Genomic DNA, 17,603 nt, shown 5'->3' with positions numbered 1-17,603 from the left:
GGTGAGGTAGCAATACGGAATGACACTACCAGTGAGTGGCGACTGGCACTCGCATTCAGGCCGTCGATGGTGTCTGAGAGCAACCAGCGGCGACCGATGATAAACGGGCGAATTGAATTTTTGCAGCGGCTTTTGCTGACGGACCCGTTGTCGTTTGTCGGGTGACACAGAAAGTGAAAAACTGCTGCAACAGTCAGTGAAATAATCCGGACGGCTAGCGCTTTTCTCCGAGGACTCGGTCGTCCACCACTGTCGCGGATCGATCCAGAGCGGCCAGTTGCGATTCCCGATAGCAGCCGTTCAGCAAAGCCGGATCACGATCATCCGGCCAGCAATTCCGCGCAACGGTCGCTCAGTAACTGACGCTCGCACTTCTGCCCGTTACGCTTCGTGGTCTGCCAGGGTTTTTCGCATCAACGCATTCGGCACGACGACACCGCGGATCATCGGCGATCGCTGCTCCAGCACTTCAAACCCAAAGTGTTCAAAAAACGGCTGCGCGGTACGACTCACATCTGAGGTGAGCATTTCCAGTCTTTGACGTTTGGCATTTTCGTGAATCGTCTCCATGAGGAGACGCCCCGCGCCCTGCCTGGAATGATCGCCCGAGACAAAGAAATGATCGATGTAACCGCTCTCCTGCAGGTCCGCATAAGCGATAAGCAGTCCGTCTGCCTCTATAACAAACGGATTGATTCCCCTGATCCGCGTCTCCCAAACGCAGCTGTCCAGATCGGCAGGTGCCCACGCCTCGATCTGCATCGTGGAATAGTCTCTACTCGCGATCTGATGGATGGCAGAGTAATAAACGCTGAAAAGAGCCGCTTCGTCGCCGACTCGAAACTTACGCACATGCAATCTACTTTCTCCGCAATCTGTTTGCAGTTCTTGATTGTCGACAAAACCGGAGCGTGTGTCGAATGTCTTTTCCTGGCCGATCCTTGCCCGCCGCTGACCGGCGACAAGCAGGGCACTGGCTTGCGACCGGCTATCGACAGCAAGCGCACCGATGAGAACACAGCTTTTTTCACATACTGCAATAGTTCGCGACGGATATTTCACTATCTCCGTCACGTGCTGGTCGCTCAGCGTCGCTCTTCCTGAAAAATCTCCTCGAATTCAACGACGTATTTTTCATTAACGATGACACCCGGCACGGACACCTGGCTTCTGACCTCCAGACTCTCACGAGAACGGCGTCATCTGTTCACCGCACACGTTGATCCGTCAAGATGGAGGCGCTGCAGGCGGATGTGCCCGGCATACCGCCTGCGCATCCTGGTAGGGCAGATCCGGGTCAGGCTGACCTGTGGGCTGGAACGTCAGGAAGCATGTGTTGCCGTCCTTTAATGCGACCTGCAACGGCGCCGCATAGGTGTTGTCCAGGAAGATCTGACCGTGCTTGCCGACCAGGGTGACCAGGTTGCCGTGCCCATCCATCACAGCCAGGCGTTCGTCAAGCGGCCGTTGATCGGCCTCAGAGACCGCCGACAACAGGTAGCGCTGCACTTGGCGCAGGTTGAAGTCCACCACCTGCACCGAGCCGCGCGCTGGCTTCACCGACTGGATGCCATTGGGCAGGTTCGCGTTGCGCGGCAGGCTGGTGGTGTTGATCTCCACCGAGCTTTCGCTATAAGCGGGCAGGCCTGGGATCACGGCGTGACCCCAATGGTCGGTCCATGCTGGGCCCGCCGGCGTCTGGATTTCCACCCCGCCCAGGTCGCCGACCTTGGCGATACCGAACGTGTCGCCCGCGTTATATGGAGAAAATGCCACGGTACCGCCGGCTGCCACTACCGCGCCTTGCAATCCCCAGTCCGTCGACAGGTTGCCTTGGGCATCGCGGTTGGCCGACAGGTTGACGTGGGTGTAGCGCGGCAGCGCGTCAATCGACACCGACGAATTGACGGCATTGCCTGGATTGGCGAGGCTGGAACTCAGGTTGTAACTGAACTGCGGACTGACTGTGTCGGAATAGCTTGTGCCAATGGCGCTGCTGTTGCCCGCCTTGCTGGCGTATATCCCGACGCTGGCGCTGTCGAGGGGAAAACTAAGCGTCAGGAAATACTGGTTGTCCGAACGCACGCGCTTATCCGCGCTGAGGTCTTTCGCCGCTGACAGGGTCACGGAGGTACGCCTGAAGCTCTTGCTCCATGAGAGTGTTGCACGTTCGCGCGTCGCATCCGGGCCACTCAGCCGACTGGCGGCAAAGCTTGCAGAAATGGCGCCCAGGGTCGAGTGGAACCAGGACACCCCGGCGGTGTAGCTCTGGCTCGCGCTGGGCGCGGTATGGGGATTGTCCGGCCGTTGCAGCACTTGTGCCAGGTCACGATAGCCATCCGTCTCCCAGGTCGCCGAGAAGTTGGCGGACAGCCGCTCCAGCGGCGAGACAGACAAGGTCGCGGCGATCTGCTGGCCCTGGAGGCTGTTGCCTGCCATCACGGCGCTAGAGGCGCGCACGCCTATGGAGCCGCTAAGTTCTTCGGTAGGAGAGGCAGAGAACGTGCCCGCCAGTGCGCGATAGGGCGCGGAAATCAATACGCCGGCATTGAGCGTGCCATGTTTGCCCACGTTCCAGCCATTGCTGGCGGTGGCCACCAGTGGGGTCTGGCTGTCGCTGCCACGATACGCCTGGTACCGGCCTACGGCGATGGACAGTCCCTGGGCCGTGGTGTTGCGCACTGCGCCGAACGATGCTGCCGGCACGATGAACTGCTGCCGTACGCCGCTGGTGGAAATCACTTGCACTTCCAGGTCCGAATTGCCGCTGATGATGGGCACGTCGTTGATGGTGTACGCGCCGGCCGGCACCTGCGTCATCAGGATCAGCGTACCCAGTTGCCGCACTTCGATCCGGCTCTGGCCGTTGGCGATACCGCTGAAGCTGACGCCGGAGGCCCGCGTCTGCTGCAGTGCGTATTCGGGAAAAAGCTGCGCGCCACGCAGCGTGCCGACTGCGAACAGCGAGCCGGCGGGCGAGATCTGGCCCGCCTGGAAGGTGGCGCGCAGGCTCGGCACAGCGTGCTGCGCATACGTGTCGCCCTGCGTGAAGGTCGAACGTCCGCCCTGCGAGTAATAGTCCTGGCGGCTGCGGACGATCCAGTCAGCGACGTTCAGGCCTGTCTCGCTGTACGCGCGCAGGTACTGGTAGCCCGAGTCGCCACTGCCGCTACGTGCGCCACTCACGTTGTAGTTGATCACGGTAGCCGTGCCGCCCGAGGCGTACTGGTTCTGTATCGCCTGCTCGACGGGCGCGCGCGCCGCCAACGGCGTGACGATGTGGACCTCCGACTGATTCGGCAACTGCGTGATGTCGGTTTCCGGATAGGCCTTGCGGTAGTCGAGGCAGGCCTCATTCGAGGTGCGGTCGGGGACCTTCAGGCCGGCACGTTGCAGCAGCTCTGGCGTGAAGCACAGCGTGCCTTCTTCGTTGAAGCGCACGTCCATCGTGCCCAGATCGGCGCCATTGACGTTCAGGCGCACGGGGCTGGTGCCAGGCAGAAAGCGCGCGGTCTTGCTGAAATACGCCGCGGCTTCGGCCGAAATACCCAGCCGTTTCAGAGTTTGGGTGTCGAATTGCTGCGCGAACGCGGTAGCGGGGGCCGTCATGCAGACAAGCGCGGCCAAGCCCGCAGCCGTGTACGCGAGCGGGTTCATTTCACTGGGTTCGGCTTGCAGCCATTCGTCAACGGGATGGCGTAGCTGCCTGCGGCGTAGCCGTAGACCGTGGCCGGCCAGATCGTGACCGTGCTGCCGTTTGCGGGCTGGTCGTTGACCGGCAATTCGAAGCGTTCCCCAGGCAGCAGGTAGGTCTTGGGCAGCGGTAGGGCGATGTTGCGGCTGTCGAGGCGGGCTTGCTGAGCGAGGCGCACTACGTAGCCACTGTCATTGCATAGATGCAGCCTGCCGTTATCGAGGGTGGCAGTCAGGCGCGTCCAGGGATCCTTCAACTTCTCCAGCGAGCGCGGCTGGATGATCATCGGGATGTTCTGGCGGAAGGTGGTCTGGATCTGGTTGTCGGCACCGCGTGCAAAGGGAATGCCTTCGAACGCCACGCGCTTGAGGCGTTGCGTGGTCAGCGGGCCCTTCTTGGTCAGCATGAAGCGCACCAGCTGCGACTGGCCGGCCTCCAGCCGCGCCATGGGCGGCGTGGCGACGACCAGCTCTTCCTGGTCTTCGGCGATGTTCTCGATGCTGGTGTAGAGCAATACCGGTGTCGGGTCGGTGTTCTCCACGCTCATGGTGCCTTCACCGGTCGCTTCATCCACGATCAGCACCGAGCTTGCGGGAACGACGCCAGCGGCGCTGGCCGTGTTGGCCAGCAGTGCGCAGGCCAGGGAAATGCAAGTGAGGAAGGGTTTCATATCAACAGGAAAAAGACGTGTTCAAGCCGGCCGATGTCGGCCCGCGGGAAATGGCTATCGGCAGGACGGCCTACTGGAAAATGGCTGAAAGGCTTATCGAGCCATCGAGCAGGGCCTCGCGGCCCAGGTACAGCGTGGAGGTCGGCGCGATGGCCGTTTCGATCAGCACGCCCACCGTCAGCGTGTGGCCGCTGGCCGGGAGGTGCTGCTCGCCACGCTCCCAGGCGATCAGGTCCGTGGCGCCGACCACGGTGTCGACATCCATCTGCCGCCACGTCGTGCCGCCATCCGCCGAGACGATCAGGTGCGCCGGTGCGCCGTCGAGCGTGGCGGTGTCCCGGCGCCAGCGCAGCGCGAATGCGCCCAGGGGTTTGCCGGACACGAGGCCGATACCGTGGCTGGTGTCCGGCGCCAGACCGAGCCTGATGCTTGCCGCCGGACTGGCTGAACCGTCGCCGCTGGACTGCTGCAGTGCGACCGCTGCCGGTTGGTCACACGTAACCGTCACACTGCGTTGCTGAGGCGGCAGCGCTGCGGCCTCAGCAGCACGCAACAGGTTGCGCTTGATCCTGCCGTAGTCGACCGTGGCTGCGCCGCCCAGGTGGATGCGGCAGTTGGCCGGCTGCGGCACGGAAGGCGCAGCAAGGCTCGCCGTGCTGAGCGTGATGCCCAGCAGGGCGTGAAGAAGTTTCAGGTAAGGGTTCATGATCAGCCGGCGCTTCCGGCGCGAGGCGGCGTTGGCCGCTAGAGATAGACGAGCGTCAGGACAGCTCCGCCGGTGAAGGGAACTTCAGTGACTACGCCGAGCTGGCCGGTTCGATCCAGCGCTACCTGGGTGCGCATGGTCCCAACGAATTCGTAACCCAACACAGGTTCCTTTTGGCCGGGCACGCTCCAGGTTTCCAGGCTGCCGTCGTCGTGAAAAAAATTGCCGACCGAAGGCTCCCACGTCTTGCCGTTGTCGCCGCTGAAGATCGAATCCGTGGCCGCCTGGTCTACTGTGAAACCGGGGACCAACCGCAGCGCCCAGGAGCCGATTGCCCGTCCTGCATCGTTTCGCAATCCATACTGTCGGGCGGGCGACCAGCTTTTGCCATGCCCGCCGAAGAAAACGATGTCTTCCGTGAACGGCACCAAGCCGGCGTTGGTGTCGCTGATCGTCAGCGCTACCTTGGTTTTCGCCTCGCAGGAGATGTGCAATTCACGGTCGATTACCGGCAGCAGCGTGTAGGTGTCCCATTTCAGGTCCTTCACTTTCACCTTGCCGTAATTAAAAGCGGCCTGGTTGGCAATCTGCACCGTGCACGCCCCCGGCTTGATTTCACCTTGGACCACGACTTTCAAGGGCGTGTTTTGCGCGAGGCTTGCAATCGGGACAAGGGCGCAGGTCCACGCAATCAGAGTTCGGAGTTTCATTGTCTTGTGGCGATGTGCCTATCGGCGCAGCGTGCGCGCCGACAGGCTTCCGGATCAGAGATAACTGAGGGTGATCGTGGTTTCACCACGGAACGCCAGGTCGTTATTGAGCGTCAGCGCCGATTTCGGCTGGATGACAGCGCCAATCACGATGTCGCCGCTGAACAGCGACGCGGAAACCGGCACGTCGGGCGTGGCCGGGTCGGCGAAACTCACAAAGCTGGAGCCGTCCGATTTCAGCTGCGCGGCATTGGCCGCTGTGTTGGCCGCACTGGTCCACGCAGCCCTGTCGGGGCTGGTCACGACCAGGGCCGCCGCCGCAACACCGTTCGCGGCGGCGGCGGTGTAGCGGAAGTTGCGAAACTGGAACACATAGCGACCAATGCGGGTGGCCGACGTCGCCGCATCCACCAGATCGTAGATGTAGCCCTTTTTCGCTCCGGCCGAGATGCCGGTGGCCTTGTGATTGAGTGCGTCCTCCGAGATGATGGCCGCTTTGACGGTGCCGGCGACAGACAGGGCGACGGCGGCATCCCCGCCATCGCACTTGATGGATAAAGGCTGGACGATGGGCGCGAGCGGGGTCTCGGCGTCGTCTTTCAGCGACGCCGGACTGACCTTCTTCATGTCGAAGGAGATCGCACCGGAGGTTGGGGTGCAACTGCCCGGACTGATAACGCCGCTTACCTTGACGTTCAGCGCTGTAGGAGCCGACGCGGCAGCCGGAGGGTTGGCCGCCGAAGCCGTCGTGCCCGCGGCACAAGCCAGTGCTGCGAACAGGATCTTACTGGAATGGAAATGTTTCATCATTGCTCTCGAAATATCGAAGCCTGTGCCACGCGAAGAGGCGTGGATCAGAGGTAGTTCAGCGTGATGACCGCGCCGCCTTCGAATTTGAGGTCACCGGTCAGCTTCAGGTCCTTCTTGGCAAGAATGAGCGGTGCAATTAACAAGTCACCTTCAAAAACACTGGCCAGGACAGGGGTGGTGTTAGCGTTCGTGTCGGCGAACGAGACGTAGTTGCTGCCATCCTTCTTCAGTTGCGCCACGTTCCAGCCGCTCTCTTTTGCGGTGTAGCTCCACGAGTTCTTGTCGTCGCTCTGGATGATGACGGCCTTGGTGGCGACGGAGCCCGTGCCGCCACCCGTGTACGTGAAATTGCGGAACTGCATGCCATACACACCAACGAGGCTGTTTCCGTTCGCCGTGTTCACCAGGTCATACTGAAATGGTTGGCGAGTCGACACGCCAGCCGGATGGTCCTCCATGTCCGAGCCGTAGGCCGTCGATGCCTTGGTCGAACCCGTCACGTTCAGCGCGATTGCGGCGTCGGCGGTGCAAGTGATCCTAACCTTTTGGGCGATGCCGGGGAGTCTGGTTACCGCGTCGTTGCTCAACGATTTCGGATTGATGTTCTTCATGTCGAACGTCAGGTTGCCTGAGGCCGGCGTGCAGCTGCCTGGCGTGATTGTGCCGGTGACGCTGATCTTGAAGGTGGGGGCGGTCTGGGCCATGGCGCCGGTGCTGGCGGCACAGGCCAGGAGGGCTGCGAAGAGCTTGCTGGTATGGTGTTTCATGGTTGTCTGAAAGCCAAAGTGAGAGCGGGTCGGAAGTCACGTGGGGCTGCACTGGGTGTCTAAAGTGAAGTGCATTCGTGACGAAAACCATGGTAACAATCGGACACCGCAGGGCGCCATCAGACAACTCTGACGTGCCCCTGAAATTTTTCCTGGACGAGCGCACTCGACCGTATGCGCATGTTTATTTGCTAGCTGTCGCTGGCCATCATGAAAGTCTCGAACGTCGTCGGCACAAGTGCGGGGATGATCCAGAAATGGCGTGATATGTTCATCACATTCACTGACCACCTGGAACCCAAGGGAAGCCTGTTGTCGCGGAATCGCGTCCGTGTCGCACCGGGCGCCTCGACGCAATGTCCATTCTGCGGCCAGATCGGAAGTGCGCAACGCGCGGATGGCAGTGGATGGTCCTGTGCAGGATGTGGCCGCCTGTTTTCAATGCGACGCAAACTGATTGACCGCAACGGCCAGTTGCATGTCGTGGGTGACACGGCACAAGATACCCAAATGGATGAACGAATAAAGGACGACGATCGGTGAGAAAGCAAGCTTCGCACCGCGGTGCCCGGCCGGTGCGCACGAAGGAAATGTTGTTGCCGCTGTCGACAGACAAGGTGCGGTCACTCTCCCTCGAAAATCATCTTGCATTGTCGACGATCCGTGCGGGCCGCGGAAATCTCGACCAGCTTTGCTGCCTGCTTAGGGTGGTGTACCTGGCCTTCTACATGCGCGAGGAGACAGTGACGGGATTCGATCTCGTGCCGTACCGCCGTGCCGAGGCTGTGCTTGATGTGTGCATCACCCGCGTGGGGCGTGACGAACCCTGTTATTTGCTCGATGAGGAGCTTCCAGAAGTCGAGCGCGTACTGGCGCTGCATGACGAACAACTGGCTGCTGTATCGAGGCATCGGTATCTGCTGGCATGGGAGCGACTACAGCGCTTCGTCACTGATCAGAAGCGCTCGCCGATTCCGGTGGATGCGGCCAAATAGCTAGGACGAACTAGCGGTCACGGGCGCTCTTGTTTGTCGCGTGTGTATTATTCGCCGCGTGGTGGGGACATTAAAACTTAGCCACTACATGTCAAAAGTTCGGCAATTTTTTATGCAAAGTCCACGAACTTTCAGTGGGCAATGCGTTTCCGTTGTTGAGACCACGAGGTGCAGTTCCTTTTCGACACCTATAAAGAGGGCAGCCGCACCGTTGGTGAAGAATGAGCGTTAGTCTGGCCGCACGCCCAATTTGCTGGGACCTCGTGCGGAGCTCTCTTGAAAACGTCTCCACTCGTTTCTGTAATTGTAGGTACGTGGTTGAGCGTGCGGGGCAACGTCGAACAGACGTCAAGGCGAGTAGCTGCTAGGCCAGCTTGCAGGTTCTCTCCTGCGCGGGACTCAAGAAGACGACGTGATTGAAAAGGTTCGCGCAACGGTGAGTGCTATGGTGGAAGGGATGCCGCTGTTTTCTCCTCGCTGGATCGATTAGAGACCGGGACTCAGAGTGCGAACGGATTTTTCGCCGACCCCCGCGGACGAGGATGATCGGTTATAGCCCTGACAGTGACGGTTGCTCAGCCAGCCTCGTGCGTCCTTGCGGCGGGCAATCTAATTTGCCCTCTTGGTGTTCCCTTTGAGTCTGGCATATAGGTTCGACTTGCCATTTTTCGCCACAAACTTGAGTGTTTCCGTCCTTCACCATGATCGGTTAGCCGTTGAGGTACCGTCTGCGCGGTCAATCGTGCGGACGAACGCGGTAAGAAACGTGGCAACAAATTTTGCCCACTTCGTGACGCCCCATACTGGGGACATTTCAATGTATAGCGTTAATCTCACAGCTCGGTGAGCCTTCCGCCAGCACATGCGAGCGTCGCGCGCCTCCGCGTCGCTCTTACACCTGACTGTCAAGCCGGGAGCGCAGCATGAAACAAGTAACCGGTCGATCAGAAAAAATCTCTCGATAGTTTAGATGTCAGGACGGGATGTGCTCCGCGCACACGCGCTTGACCGTGGCAGGTCCAACGCCGAATTTATCGGCGGTCTCCCGGATGCTCAAGCCAGTTTCAGCATGCCATGCATTGATGGTTGCGCAGTCGTGGGATCGAGCGCACCCCTTGAATTTTCCTTCCGCCTTCGCGATCACCACGCCGCGTCGCGGCATTTCGGCGCAGCTCAGATAATCAGCTTCGCCCTGCGCGGCCATGAGCGCCAGCACTGCGTCGCGTGTAGCTCGTCATAGCGGTGGCTGATGCGGCGGAGCCAACTCACGATGAGAACGCCGCCGTGCCGCAAACCGTGTTCGGCTTTGCGTCATTGTTCCCGCACGTCCGGCGCGACGTGGTTTCCACGTACATCGTGGCACCGAAGGAATCGATCTGACCGGCGCATCCAGCACCGTATCCATCACGAGCATTTCGTATTGCATGAGTTGGCCGCCCCGGCAGGGATATTCTGCTCATCGCTCAACCAAAGATTTTGCCTTGGGCTGGACCGCGTTAATCTCTGGTTCGGCATATAGACGCGTCTTTCCCTTCTTGCCCAAAAACTGTAAGCGATCCGTTATCGACATCTATCCAACAGCGCTCTGAGCAAGGAACATAGGTGTCCACCTACTTTTGAGGTGGACACCTATGACTGACAAAGATCCAGAGTTAAGAGTAGTTCGTCAAAGCAGCGATGGCCGTCGTCGTTACGACGAGAACGGCAAACACGCATTGATCGAAGCGGCGCTACGTCCGGGAGTGTCGGTAGCTCGTCTGGCGCAGGAGCACGGGGTCAACGCCAACCTGCTACGCAAGTGGATCACGAAATATCTGATGGGGCGCGAGAAAGGTATATCGCAGGCGTCGCGGGATGATGATGGCGATGTGTCGCCTTCGAGCAAGGTGACTGATGGAGTCGCCATCGATCTTCCGAGTTCACGCAGCAAGCCCGTTCCTGCCACGGCATCGCCATCGACGTTTGTGCCGGTCGTTTCGATGCCACCGGTGCCGGTGCCTACTCTGGCGTCCCCTTCGATGACGCTCGCGCTCCAGGTGCGTTTATCAAATGGTGTCGAGCTTGAGCTTGGCGGAGCGATTACAACCATTGACGAGTTGACGACCATGGTCCAGATCCTGGGGAGGCTGCCGTGTTCCGGTTCGACGAAAGCTTGAAGGTTTATTTACACCGAGATCCGGTCGATTTCCGCTTCGGCATGAACAGCCTGTCGATTCTTGTCGAACAGTCGATGCAACTGAACCCGATGGATTCCTCGCTCTATGTGTTCGGCAACCGGCGTCGCGACCGTATCAAGATTCTCGGGTGGGACGGTAACGGGTTCTGGCTTCTCATGAAACGCCTTGAGGCCGATCGCTTCACCTGGCCTGACCGGAAAGCCGAGATCGTGACGATGTCGACGGACCTTTTGCATGCACTGCTCGACGGTGATGACGTTACCACGATCCAGCGACATCCGAGGCGCGAATATCAGCGTGTGAGCTGAACGCGTTATAGCCATATCTGTCCAATCAGCATGCCGATCCAGGTCGCCATCACCGTCGAAGAACTCAATGCGCTGCTTGCAATACGCGATGCGTACGGCTTGCTCCAACGCGAGCACGAAGAGGCTCGGAGTGTGCTGCGTCTGGTGACAGCCGAGCGTGATCTTGCGGAAGAACGGCTACGTACATATCGTCGTGAGCTATTCGGTGCGAAGAGCGAGGCACGAAATCTGGAGCAGCCCGATCTGTTCAACGAGGCCGAGGCGCTCGGTGCGACCGCGATACCTGCACAGGAAGATACTCAGGAAACAGCAGTTGCTGCCCACGCTCGCAAAAAGCGAGGCCACCGCAAACCTCTTGATCTCAATCTGCCACGCGAGTTCGTGCGGCACGAACTGCCCGAAGCTGAACGCTTCTGCAATCACGACGGTCAGGCACTCGTTGAGATCGGCATCGAGACCAGCGAGCAGCTCGATGTGATCCCCGAGCAGCTTCGCGTGATCCAGCATCAGCGCGTCAAGTATGCGTGTCCTTGCTGTGATCTTGGCATCAAGGTTACGCCGGCACCGCTGCGTATTATCCCGCGGGGACTGTTGAGCGAATCGGCGCTCGCGTGGATCGCCACAGGCAAATACCAGTTCGGCATGCCGCTCTATCGTCAGGCGGGTCTGCTGCGTCGCTTTGGCGGCGATATCTCGTCTAACACGATCGCTGCCAGCATGGTCCGGGTTGGTCTCGCGTCTCAACCCGTGATTAACCTGATGCGCGATGCGCTGCTTGATGCAGAACTAATCTACTGCGACGAGACGACCCTCCAGGTTCTGAAAGAGGAAGGCCGCCGACCGCAGACGACGAGCTACCTGTGGGCGCAGATGACTGGCTCAGGCGTCCCCATCCGCTGCTTCACCTATACACCGGGACGTGGCACCCGGCTGGCCGACAGGCTGTTCACTGGAATCCGGGAAGGCGCGGTCATGATGACCGATGGCTACGAACCCTATAACGACATCGCCCGCCGTCACCACCTCGTCCATCTTGGATGCTGGGTTCACGTGAGACGGTACTTCGTCAAGGCGGAAGGCACCGTACCAAAGGCCGCCCGAACGCCCGATCTGCTTGCAACGCGCTTCATCAGGCTGATCGGAAAGCTGTTCGCTGCTGAGGCACGTAGTGAGACGTGGTCGCCACAACGTCGACAGCGATTGCGGCGACGATACAGCGCACACGTACTCGAAGTTGTCCACACACTGATGCTTGAGCAATCGTCCGGTATTGTGCCGAAAAGCCTACTCGGAAACGGGCTGACTTATCTGCGCGCGCAGTGGCCGAAGCTGATCCGCTACGTTGAGAACGGCTGTTGGCCCATTAGCAACAATCCGTGCGAAAACGCGATTCGCCCATTCTGTGTTGGGCGCCGCGGCTGGCTCTTCTCAGACACCGTTGATGGCGCAAACGCAAGCGCTAATCTTTACTCGCTCGTAGAAACCTGCAAAGCCAACGGCATCGATCCGTACCGGTACCTCTACTGGCTGTTCCAGCGTCTCCCGCTGGCAAAGACCGTTGACGACTACGACGCATTGTTACCCTGGAAGATGCTTGCCGACTAATATGAATCACTCAGCACTTCGTTGATGACAATCCAGGACCTTTCGGCCTCGCGTTGATTGCCATCAGGCTTTGCTGCGACAATACATGCCTTCCATAATGCCCAACCGCGAGCACGATTCCATGTGTCTCTATCGAAAGGTAACTCTCTCCGGAACACTGCCCGGCTTGTTCCCGAAAATTGAGTCCAGGCGATCACGAGGTCGCACGCAGGGTCTCCGACTGCTGCGCAACCAAAATCAATGACGGCACTCAGTCGCCCATCAGTGACAAGCAGATTGCCGAGCGCGATGTCTCCATGAACCCATACCGGAGACGCTTGCCACTCCGATTGCAAGGCAACATTCCACAGTCGCTCGACCGTTCTCGTATCGATATGGTCCCGAAGTTCCGTGAGGGCTTCTCGAATTTGCTGGTCGTAGATTGCTAGCTTTCCGCCTCGATGGAAATTGTGTTGCCCTGCCGGCGGACCATCCTCAACATCGATCTGGTGAAGCGCGTCGAGAAACCCGGCAAGAGAGCCAGCGAATTGATTCATGTCTTCGATCAATTCTATCTTCGCTGGCTCACCTTCGATCCATCTATAAACAGACCATGGCCATGGATAAGTGCTGTCTGGCATCCCCTTAACGATGGGTACCGGAATTGGGAGCGGCAAGTGCGATGCTAGCTTAGGGAGCCACCGATGCTCTTTCTCGACTTGCGCAACGTATGCAGGGCCACTCGGCATCCTGACCAGCTTATCGTTGCCCAAACGGAAGGTTCGATTGTCCCAGCCTCCGGGCTCCACCATTTCTACGGGTAGATTCGCCCATTCGGGAAATTGCGCGTGGATCAATCGCTGAACCAGCCGGTCGTCGATTTGTACGGGATTGGTATCTTGCATCCTGGCTCAACGTGGTGACGACAATAGACCACAAGAATATCACCCATGCTAGCCGCCACTCTGAGGGGTGCTGTTGATGGATCGCGTACCAAAAACTTCAGTCCCCTCAAAGTTGACCACGTTTTGACCAACGCAGCTCGGTCGACTTCCTCGGGCTCTAGTGCTTGCGCGATCTTCCCGGTGTCACCGATGCATCCGAGGACAACCCATTCAGTCACCGGCAAATATTCCCAGCGGTTATCTTTCCGTACCCGCAGCCTGTACTTCGCCCCAGTCTCACTGCGAACGATGTAACGCCAGTTCCCTTTGGGCAGGTCATCACCAAGGCGCAACAGAAATGCGCGTGCGACATTTTCATCCACGGGTCGACGGTTCATCGTCCGGTAGACCTTCAGTGTCACACGTCGACAACCTCTTTCCGTCGTCGGCATGCAGGCCGCGCGGCTCGCACCTTTCCCATAAGGCCCGGTAAAGGTCTCGACCTGCAAGCTGGCACGCTTCCATGCACGAACGAACTGATCCAGCACTGGCTCATCATCGTTCACCAGGTACGCGTACCGGCGCCGCCCCCGTATCGGCTTAAACAGTTTCACCCGTTGGGCGACGGCTGCAATTTTTTTTTCCCACCGCTCGCGGAACTTTTCGACGGTCGCCCGGGCCATCTCCAGTTCCGCTTCATAAGCCGACAGTTTTCCCGGCACGATTACCTCTCATTAGTAACGAAGTATATGTCGCGTTGTGAAATCAAAATTTTCATTAACTTTTCATTAATATTTGTCTATAGCAATTTTACTGGAAATTCTTCGTGTTTTCTCGCGGATTCGGTAGTTTATGGCTCAGGATAAGAACTACTTTTTGCCCAGTAAATAAGGAACGCCGAAGCGTTCCCGCTGAGAGCCGGACTCGGGGTGCCGATTCGCCCCAGTGAGAAATGCAATGGTCTACAAGAACGAAGATGCTTGGGTTGAACCTGAAAACATCGTCCATCCGATTGTTCTTATTCCACGCAGGGAAGTGGAGCGAATCACCGGAATGTCCAGATCATGGCTGTACCAGGCGATGGCCGAAGGTCGGTTCGTCAAGCCCGTGATTTGCTCCCCTTCGGCTGTGCGCTGGGTTCTCAGCGAAGTGTACGAGTGGGTTGAAAGCCGGGTTCGGGAACGTGACAACGCGACGTTGACCGATTCCGGTCAATAACCCTTCACCCGGTTCACGTGTCCAGACGACATTGACGGCCGTCGCACACAACCGGCCGCATCACCTGGACGCGTGTCGGCACAGCTTCCGCGAAACCGGAAGATCACACCTCTACTTCATCATGCAAACGAATACCGCACCTAGCAGGCTGCCCAGCAGTACGCGGGCAGCATTGGCGCTCATCAAATCGAATGTCACGGGTTTTGACCGGATCACGGTCTGGATCGATCACCCTGCTCCCGATGTACCTCTTCGTCGCATTGCCCGATACTGCAACGGGAAGCCGGTCATTGACGGCGGGAAGTCGCTTGCCCGTCACCCGATGTGGCAGACCAGGATAGAGCTGTTCCAGCCTGCGCCCGCAGCCTTCGGCATTCTCCGTCAGGCACTTGGCGGGATCGCATCCAAGGTCACATACGCCGAGGTCGCGATCGACTGGATTACCCGCGACGGCGACGATGCCGTGGCGTTGCAGTGCTATCTGTTGCGGCACCTACACATCGCTCATCTCCGGCATCCTGTCTCTTTCCACGCGGGAACCGCCTACTACAGTCCACGCTCGTCAGACCAGGCCGAACGACATCACCGCAACGTCGCGCTATACGCGGACAGGCCAAGCAAGCTATGGCCCGCTGCCACAACCTGCCCACCATGCTGTCACCTTGAATACCGGTTCAGCGGCACAGATGCATGCCGCGCGGTAGGGCTGAACACGGTTTCCGATTGCGCGGCGTTCGACCACCCCAGATTCTGGAGCCGGAGCCTCACGCTGTTCGATTTCCGGAAAACCGACATCGGCCGGATCGTTGCCCCCGATCCGGATGTGTCGGGCTCGATGCTTCGAAGACATGCAGACGCCTTCCTTGAACAGCATGCGTACGGCGGCGATCCTGTACTACAGAACTGCGTTGTATCGAATCGCGAGATCGTGCGAGTTCTGCAGCCGCTCGATCAGCAGCACTTTCTTGCGAACCGATAGATGGCTGGGGGCGATCGGCGAGGCTGGTTGTCGTGATGATAAATACCCGAAACATTTCGACATCGTCTGCTCCATTCACTCCAGAACCTATCGATAAAACAGTCTTTTTTATTTGAATTTCGGGGTTTTTCGTGAAATCACCTCTCTCCACCATGCCTGCAATTTCGCAACATACAGGTGTACGCACACAGTGCGAATTACAGAATCTGCAGATCTCTGCAAACCGGTGGAATGAGCACTTTCATGATCGACATCCGAAGGCCTTTTTTGAGCACAATCATGCACATCAAGCCGACGCGTGAGCAACGCGCAATCATCAAAACCCAGCATCCGTTCGTTTCAGTTTTTGCAGTTGCCGGCTCCGGGAAAACGTCAACGTTATTCGCTCGCGCCCAGCATCTTGTCTCTCAGGGCGTAGTAGCTGACAGGGTTCTCATTCTCAGTTTTTCCAACAAGGCGGTCGAGGTGTTGCGAACCCGTCTTCGTAACACTATTCCGTCCGGCAACATCATGACCTTTCATTCCCTGGGTATGAGCCTGGTGCAGCGTCAAGAGGAGGCAACACGATACGGTGTAAAACTCGCGACACCGAAGCAGGGCCTGAAGACGCTACATCGCACGGTCAAGACGATGCGTCGGACCTGTACGCGCCTCCGGCAATCGGTTTCGATCGACCTGCGGACCGCAAAGGAGCGTACCCGGCTGATGAAGTTCTTTCTTGCAACGCAGCGGTCCACAACGCTCGAACAGCGTCTCGTTGCCGATTCCGATGCCGGGTTCACCGACTACGTGGAGGTTCTTCACGATCTTCGGCGCATCCGCAGGCGCTACGACCGGCTGCTCAGGGACGGGGGATTGATTGACTATGCCGGGATGCTCCGGCGTGGTCGGCTTGCGCTTGGCGATTCCCCATTTCCTTACACCTGCGTTCTGGTTGACGAGATACAGGACATGGATCAGGGGCAGGCCCGGCTACTGCGGAACATTGCGGAGCGCGTTTCTTCCATCATGGTCTTCGGTGATCCTGCACAGGCGATCTTCGGTTTCATGGGTGGCAAATTTCATGATATGAGAGAGATACTGGGCAAGGTAAAAGTGCTGCCTCTCTCCCGGTCGTTCCGCCTGACCCACGAGACCGCGGCGCTTGCGAATGCCATCAATACGAATTGCGGCGTTGTTGTCGTGGGCAGTCGTGGGGGCAGGAAGCCCGCGTTCGTGAAGTGCGAAACAGCTCGCGAACAGGAAGCTACAGTTGTCGCTCTCGTTGAACAGCTAAAGGCATCGGGGGCCGCGGGAGACGATATTGCCGTCCTCGCTCGCACAAAGGCGCAGTTGAGGCAGATAGAACAGGCACTGCTGGCAGCCAGTCACATGACGCACGCGGTGAACGGCGAAGAACAGCCCGCGCACATGGACCGTATGCTCGATGTTCTGGCCATGCTGAACCGCAACGTGGAGCGATGGCAGGGCAGGCACTCCCGGACAGAGAAAATCTGGCTTGAACGCAGGCTCGTCTTCCTGTGCGGGGCAAGGAGCCTTCCCAAGGCGGTGTTACAGAAGTGCCGGCGGCGCTTCCAGAAGGCGGCACTCGCTCCTTCGTTCTCCGGCCGTTATGCCGCCGTGAAGACGCTCTACGTCAGCCTGGCAGGCGCAGCGAATCCGGATGAAAGGAAGGCGGCGCTCATCGAACTGAACCGGTGGCAGGCAACCAGTGACCGCTTCAGGACGGTAAAGTCGCTGCGTGCTTTCATCCACGAAATGCGGCAACAGTCCCCAGTCATGTCATCGACCATTCACGGTGCAAAGGGCGACGAATGGGACTACGTGATCATTGTCGGCGTGACAGAAGGATCGCTTCCGTTCTACCGGGAGCTAAAACGGGGAGACGTCGAAGAAGAGCGTCGGCTATTCTACGTTGCCACCACCCGCGCGAAGAAACGTGCGTATCTGATTGAGGCACCGTATCACCACGCACCGTCCGGGCAGTTGTTCAACAAACGATCGCAGTTTCTAACCAGAGACGTGCGACGCACCTTGCAATCATTCACTCTGCGGTGGCCGCAGTGAGCGTATTGCACAAGCGGTTAGTGAATCGCGTCTT

General features: G+C 58.8%; 17 protein-coding genes and 1 pseudogene. 8 read left to right on the top strand and 10 right to left on the bottom strand.

Translation table 11 applies throughout. From position 1 onward, the window contains the following. Nucleotides 1-381 precede the first annotated feature (381 nt). The 7 genes from BWP39_RS09810 to BWP39_RS09775 form a co-directional block, all read right to left on the bottom strand. The gene (locus tag BWP39_RS09810; protein ID WP_235851402.1) at nt 382-1,062 is read right to left on the bottom strand and encodes a GNAT family N-acetyltransferase; all 681 of its coding nucleotides are present in this window, start codon (nt 1,060-1,062) and stop codon (nt 382-384) included. 165 nt (nt 1,063-1,227) lie between these two features. After that, nucleotides 1,228-3,657, bottom strand: coding sequence for a fimbria/pilus outer membrane usher protein (locus tag BWP39_RS09805; protein WP_096719509.1), 2,430 nt, complete (start codon nt 3,655-3,657; stop codon nt 1,228-1,230). Then, complete coding sequence (locus BWP39_RS09800) at nt 3,654-4,364, bottom strand: fimbria/pilus chaperone family protein (RefSeq protein ID WP_096719507.1); 711 nt, start codon at nt 4,362-4,364, stop codon at nt 3,654-3,656. The genes BWP39_RS09805 and BWP39_RS09800 overlap by 4 nt, the downstream gene beginning before the upstream one ends. Nucleotides 4,365-4,434: 70 nt before the next feature. Continuing rightward, nucleotides 4,435-5,070 carry a DUF1120 domain-containing protein gene (locus BWP39_RS09795; protein WP_096719505.1) on the bottom strand — a complete coding sequence of 212 codons (636 nt, stop codon included), beginning with the start codon at nt 5,068-5,070 and terminating at the stop codon, nt 4,435-4,437. Nucleotides 5,071-5,108: 38 nt separating this feature from the next. Continuing rightward, the gene (locus BWP39_RS09790; RefSeq protein ID WP_096719503.1) at nt 5,109-5,780 is read right to left on the bottom strand and encodes a DUF1120 domain-containing protein; all 672 of its coding nucleotides are present in this window, start codon (nt 5,778-5,780) and stop codon (nt 5,109-5,111) included. Between the two features lie 54 nt (nt 5,781-5,834). Then, nucleotides 5,835-6,590, bottom strand: a complete 756-nt coding sequence (locus BWP39_RS09785; RefSeq protein WP_133116852.1) for a hypothetical protein — start codon at nt 6,588-6,590, stop codon at nt 5,835-5,837. A gap of 44 nt (nt 6,591-6,634) precedes the next feature. After that, nucleotides 6,635-7,357, bottom strand: coding sequence for a DUF1120 domain-containing protein (locus BWP39_RS09775; protein WP_096719497.1), 723 nt, complete (start codon nt 7,355-7,357; stop codon nt 6,635-6,637). Between the two features lie 210 nt (nt 7,358-7,567). Between BWP39_RS09775 and BWP39_RS31460 the strand changes: the two genes are divergently transcribed. After that, nucleotides 7,568-7,900, top strand: coding sequence for a DUF746 domain-containing protein (locus tag BWP39_RS31460; RefSeq protein ID WP_133116851.1), 333 nt, complete (start codon nt 7,568-7,570; stop codon nt 7,898-7,900). Nucleotides 7,901-7,947: 47 nt separating this feature from the next. Next, nucleotides 7,948-8,352, top strand: a complete 405-nt coding sequence (locus BWP39_RS09770) for a hypothetical protein (protein WP_096719741.1) — start codon at nt 7,948-7,950, stop codon at nt 8,350-8,352. 973 nt (nt 8,353-9,325) lie between these two features. Here the strand turns inward: BWP39_RS09770 and BWP39_RS32285 are convergent. Then, nucleotides 9,326-9,705, bottom strand: a pseudogene (locus BWP39_RS32285) (recombinase family protein); the annotation flags it as partial. A 278-nt stretch (nt 9,706-9,983) separates the two neighbouring features. On the opposite strand from BWP39_RS32285, the gene BWP39_RS09760 reads away from it, so the two are divergent. From BWP39_RS09760 to tnpC, 3 genes are read left to right on the top strand one after another with little or no spacing between them, the layout of a single operon-like run. Beyond that, a complete protein-coding gene (locus BWP39_RS09760; protein WP_096719495.1) occupies nt 9,984-10,508 on the top strand; it encodes a transposase in 525 nt (174 codons plus the stop codon). Continuing rightward, nucleotides 10,484-10,837, top strand: coding sequence for an IS66 family insertion sequence element accessory protein TnpB (gene tnpB / locus BWP39_RS09755; protein ID WP_133116850.1), 354 nt, complete (start codon nt 10,484-10,486; stop codon nt 10,835-10,837). The genes BWP39_RS09760 and tnpB overlap by 25 nt, the downstream gene beginning before the upstream one ends. 30 nt (nt 10,838-10,867) lie before the next feature. Further along, on the top strand, nt 10,868-12,442 hold the full coding sequence (gene tnpC, locus BWP39_RS09750; protein ID WP_096719491.1) for an IS66 family transposase: 1,575 nt from the start codon (nt 10,868-10,870) through the stop codon (nt 12,440-12,442). On the opposite strand, the gene BWP39_RS09745 is transcribed toward tnpC, so the two are convergent. Beyond that, nucleotides 12,439-13,326 carry an aminoglycoside phosphotransferase family protein gene (locus BWP39_RS09745; protein ID WP_096719489.1) on the bottom strand — a complete coding sequence of 296 codons (888 nt, stop codon included), beginning with the start codon at nt 13,324-13,326 and terminating at the stop codon, nt 12,439-12,441. The genes tnpC and BWP39_RS09745 overlap by 4 nt on opposite strands. Further along, on the bottom strand, nt 13,275-14,027 hold the full coding sequence (locus BWP39_RS09740; RefSeq protein WP_096719487.1) for a hypothetical protein: 753 nt from the start codon (nt 14,025-14,027) through the stop codon (nt 13,275-13,277). The genes BWP39_RS09745 and BWP39_RS09740 overlap by 52 nt, the downstream gene beginning before the upstream one ends. 235 nt (nt 14,028-14,262) lie before the next feature. On the opposite strand from BWP39_RS09740, the gene BWP39_RS09735 reads away from it, so the two are divergent. From BWP39_RS09735 to BWP39_RS09725, 3 genes are all read left to right on the top strand, one after another. Then, on the top strand, nt 14,263-14,523 hold the full coding sequence (locus BWP39_RS09735) for a helix-turn-helix transcriptional regulator (RefSeq protein ID WP_096719485.1): 261 nt from the start codon (nt 14,263-14,265) through the stop codon (nt 14,521-14,523). Between the two features lie 172 nt (nt 14,524-14,695). Beyond that, the gene (locus BWP39_RS09730; protein WP_133116849.1) at nt 14,696-15,502 is read left to right on the top strand and encodes a hypothetical protein; all 807 of its coding nucleotides are present in this window, start codon (nt 14,696-14,698) and stop codon (nt 15,500-15,502) included. Nucleotides 15,503-15,745: 243 nt separating this feature from the next. Beyond that, nucleotides 15,746-17,569, top strand: a complete 1,824-nt coding sequence (locus BWP39_RS09725) for a UvrD-helicase domain-containing protein (RefSeq protein WP_170043847.1) — start codon at nt 15,746-15,748, stop codon at nt 17,567-17,569. Nucleotides 17,570-17,603: the final 34 nt, after the last annotated feature.

Origin of the sequence: Paraburkholderia acidicola, assembly GCF_002362315.1 — a bacterium.
Taxonomy (GTDB): Bacteria; Pseudomonadota; Gammaproteobacteria; order Burkholderiales; family Burkholderiaceae; genus Paraburkholderia; species Paraburkholderia acidicola.
This window is presented reverse-complemented; position numbering and strand designations above follow the sequence as displayed.

Coding starts and splice junctions, on each gene's coding strand:
- BWP39_RS09805 (WP_096719509.1), bottom strand. CDS start 3,657: ATGAACCCGCTCGCGTACACGGCTGCGGGCTTGGCCGCGCTTGTCTGC.
- BWP39_RS09800 (WP_096719507.1), bottom strand. CDS start 4,364: ATGAAACCCTTCCTCACTTGCATTTCCCTGGCCTGCGCACTGCTGGCC.
- BWP39_RS09795 (WP_096719505.1), bottom strand. CDS start 5,070: ATGAACCCTTACCTGAAACTTCTTCACGCCCTGCTGGGCATCACGCTC.
- BWP39_RS09790 (WP_096719503.1), bottom strand. CDS start 5,780: ATGAAACTCCGAACTCTGATTGCGTGGACCTGCGCCCTTGTCCCGATT.
- BWP39_RS09785 (WP_133116852.1), bottom strand. CDS start 6,590: ATGATGAAACATTTCCATTCCAGTAAGATCCTGTTCGCAGCACTGGCT.
- BWP39_RS09775 (WP_096719497.1), bottom strand. CDS start 7,357: ATGAAACACCATACCAGCAAGCTCTTCGCAGCCCTCCTGGCCTGTGCC.
- BWP39_RS31460 (WP_133116851.1), top strand. CDS start 7,568: ATGAAAGTCTCGAACGTCGTCGGCACAAGTGCGGGGATGATCCAGAAA.
- BWP39_RS09770 (WP_096719741.1), top strand. CDS start 7,948: ATGTTGTTGCCGCTGTCGACAGACAAGGTGCGGTCACTCTCCCTCGAA.
- BWP39_RS09760 (WP_096719495.1), top strand. CDS start 9,984: ATGACTGACAAAGATCCAGAGTTAAGAGTAGTTCGTCAAAGCAGCGAT.
- tnpC (WP_096719491.1), top strand. CDS start 10,868: ATGCCGATCCAGGTCGCCATCACCGTCGAAGAACTCAATGCGCTGCTT.
- BWP39_RS09745 (WP_096719489.1), bottom strand. CDS start 13,326: ATGCAAGATACCAATCCCGTACAAATCGACGACCGGCTGGTTCAGCGA.
- BWP39_RS09735 (WP_096719485.1), top strand. CDS start 14,263: ATGGTCTACAAGAACGAAGATGCTTGGGTTGAACCTGAAAACATCGTC.
- BWP39_RS09725 (WP_170043847.1), top strand. CDS start 15,746: ATGATCGACATCCGAAGGCCTTTTTTGAGCACAATCATGCACATCAAG.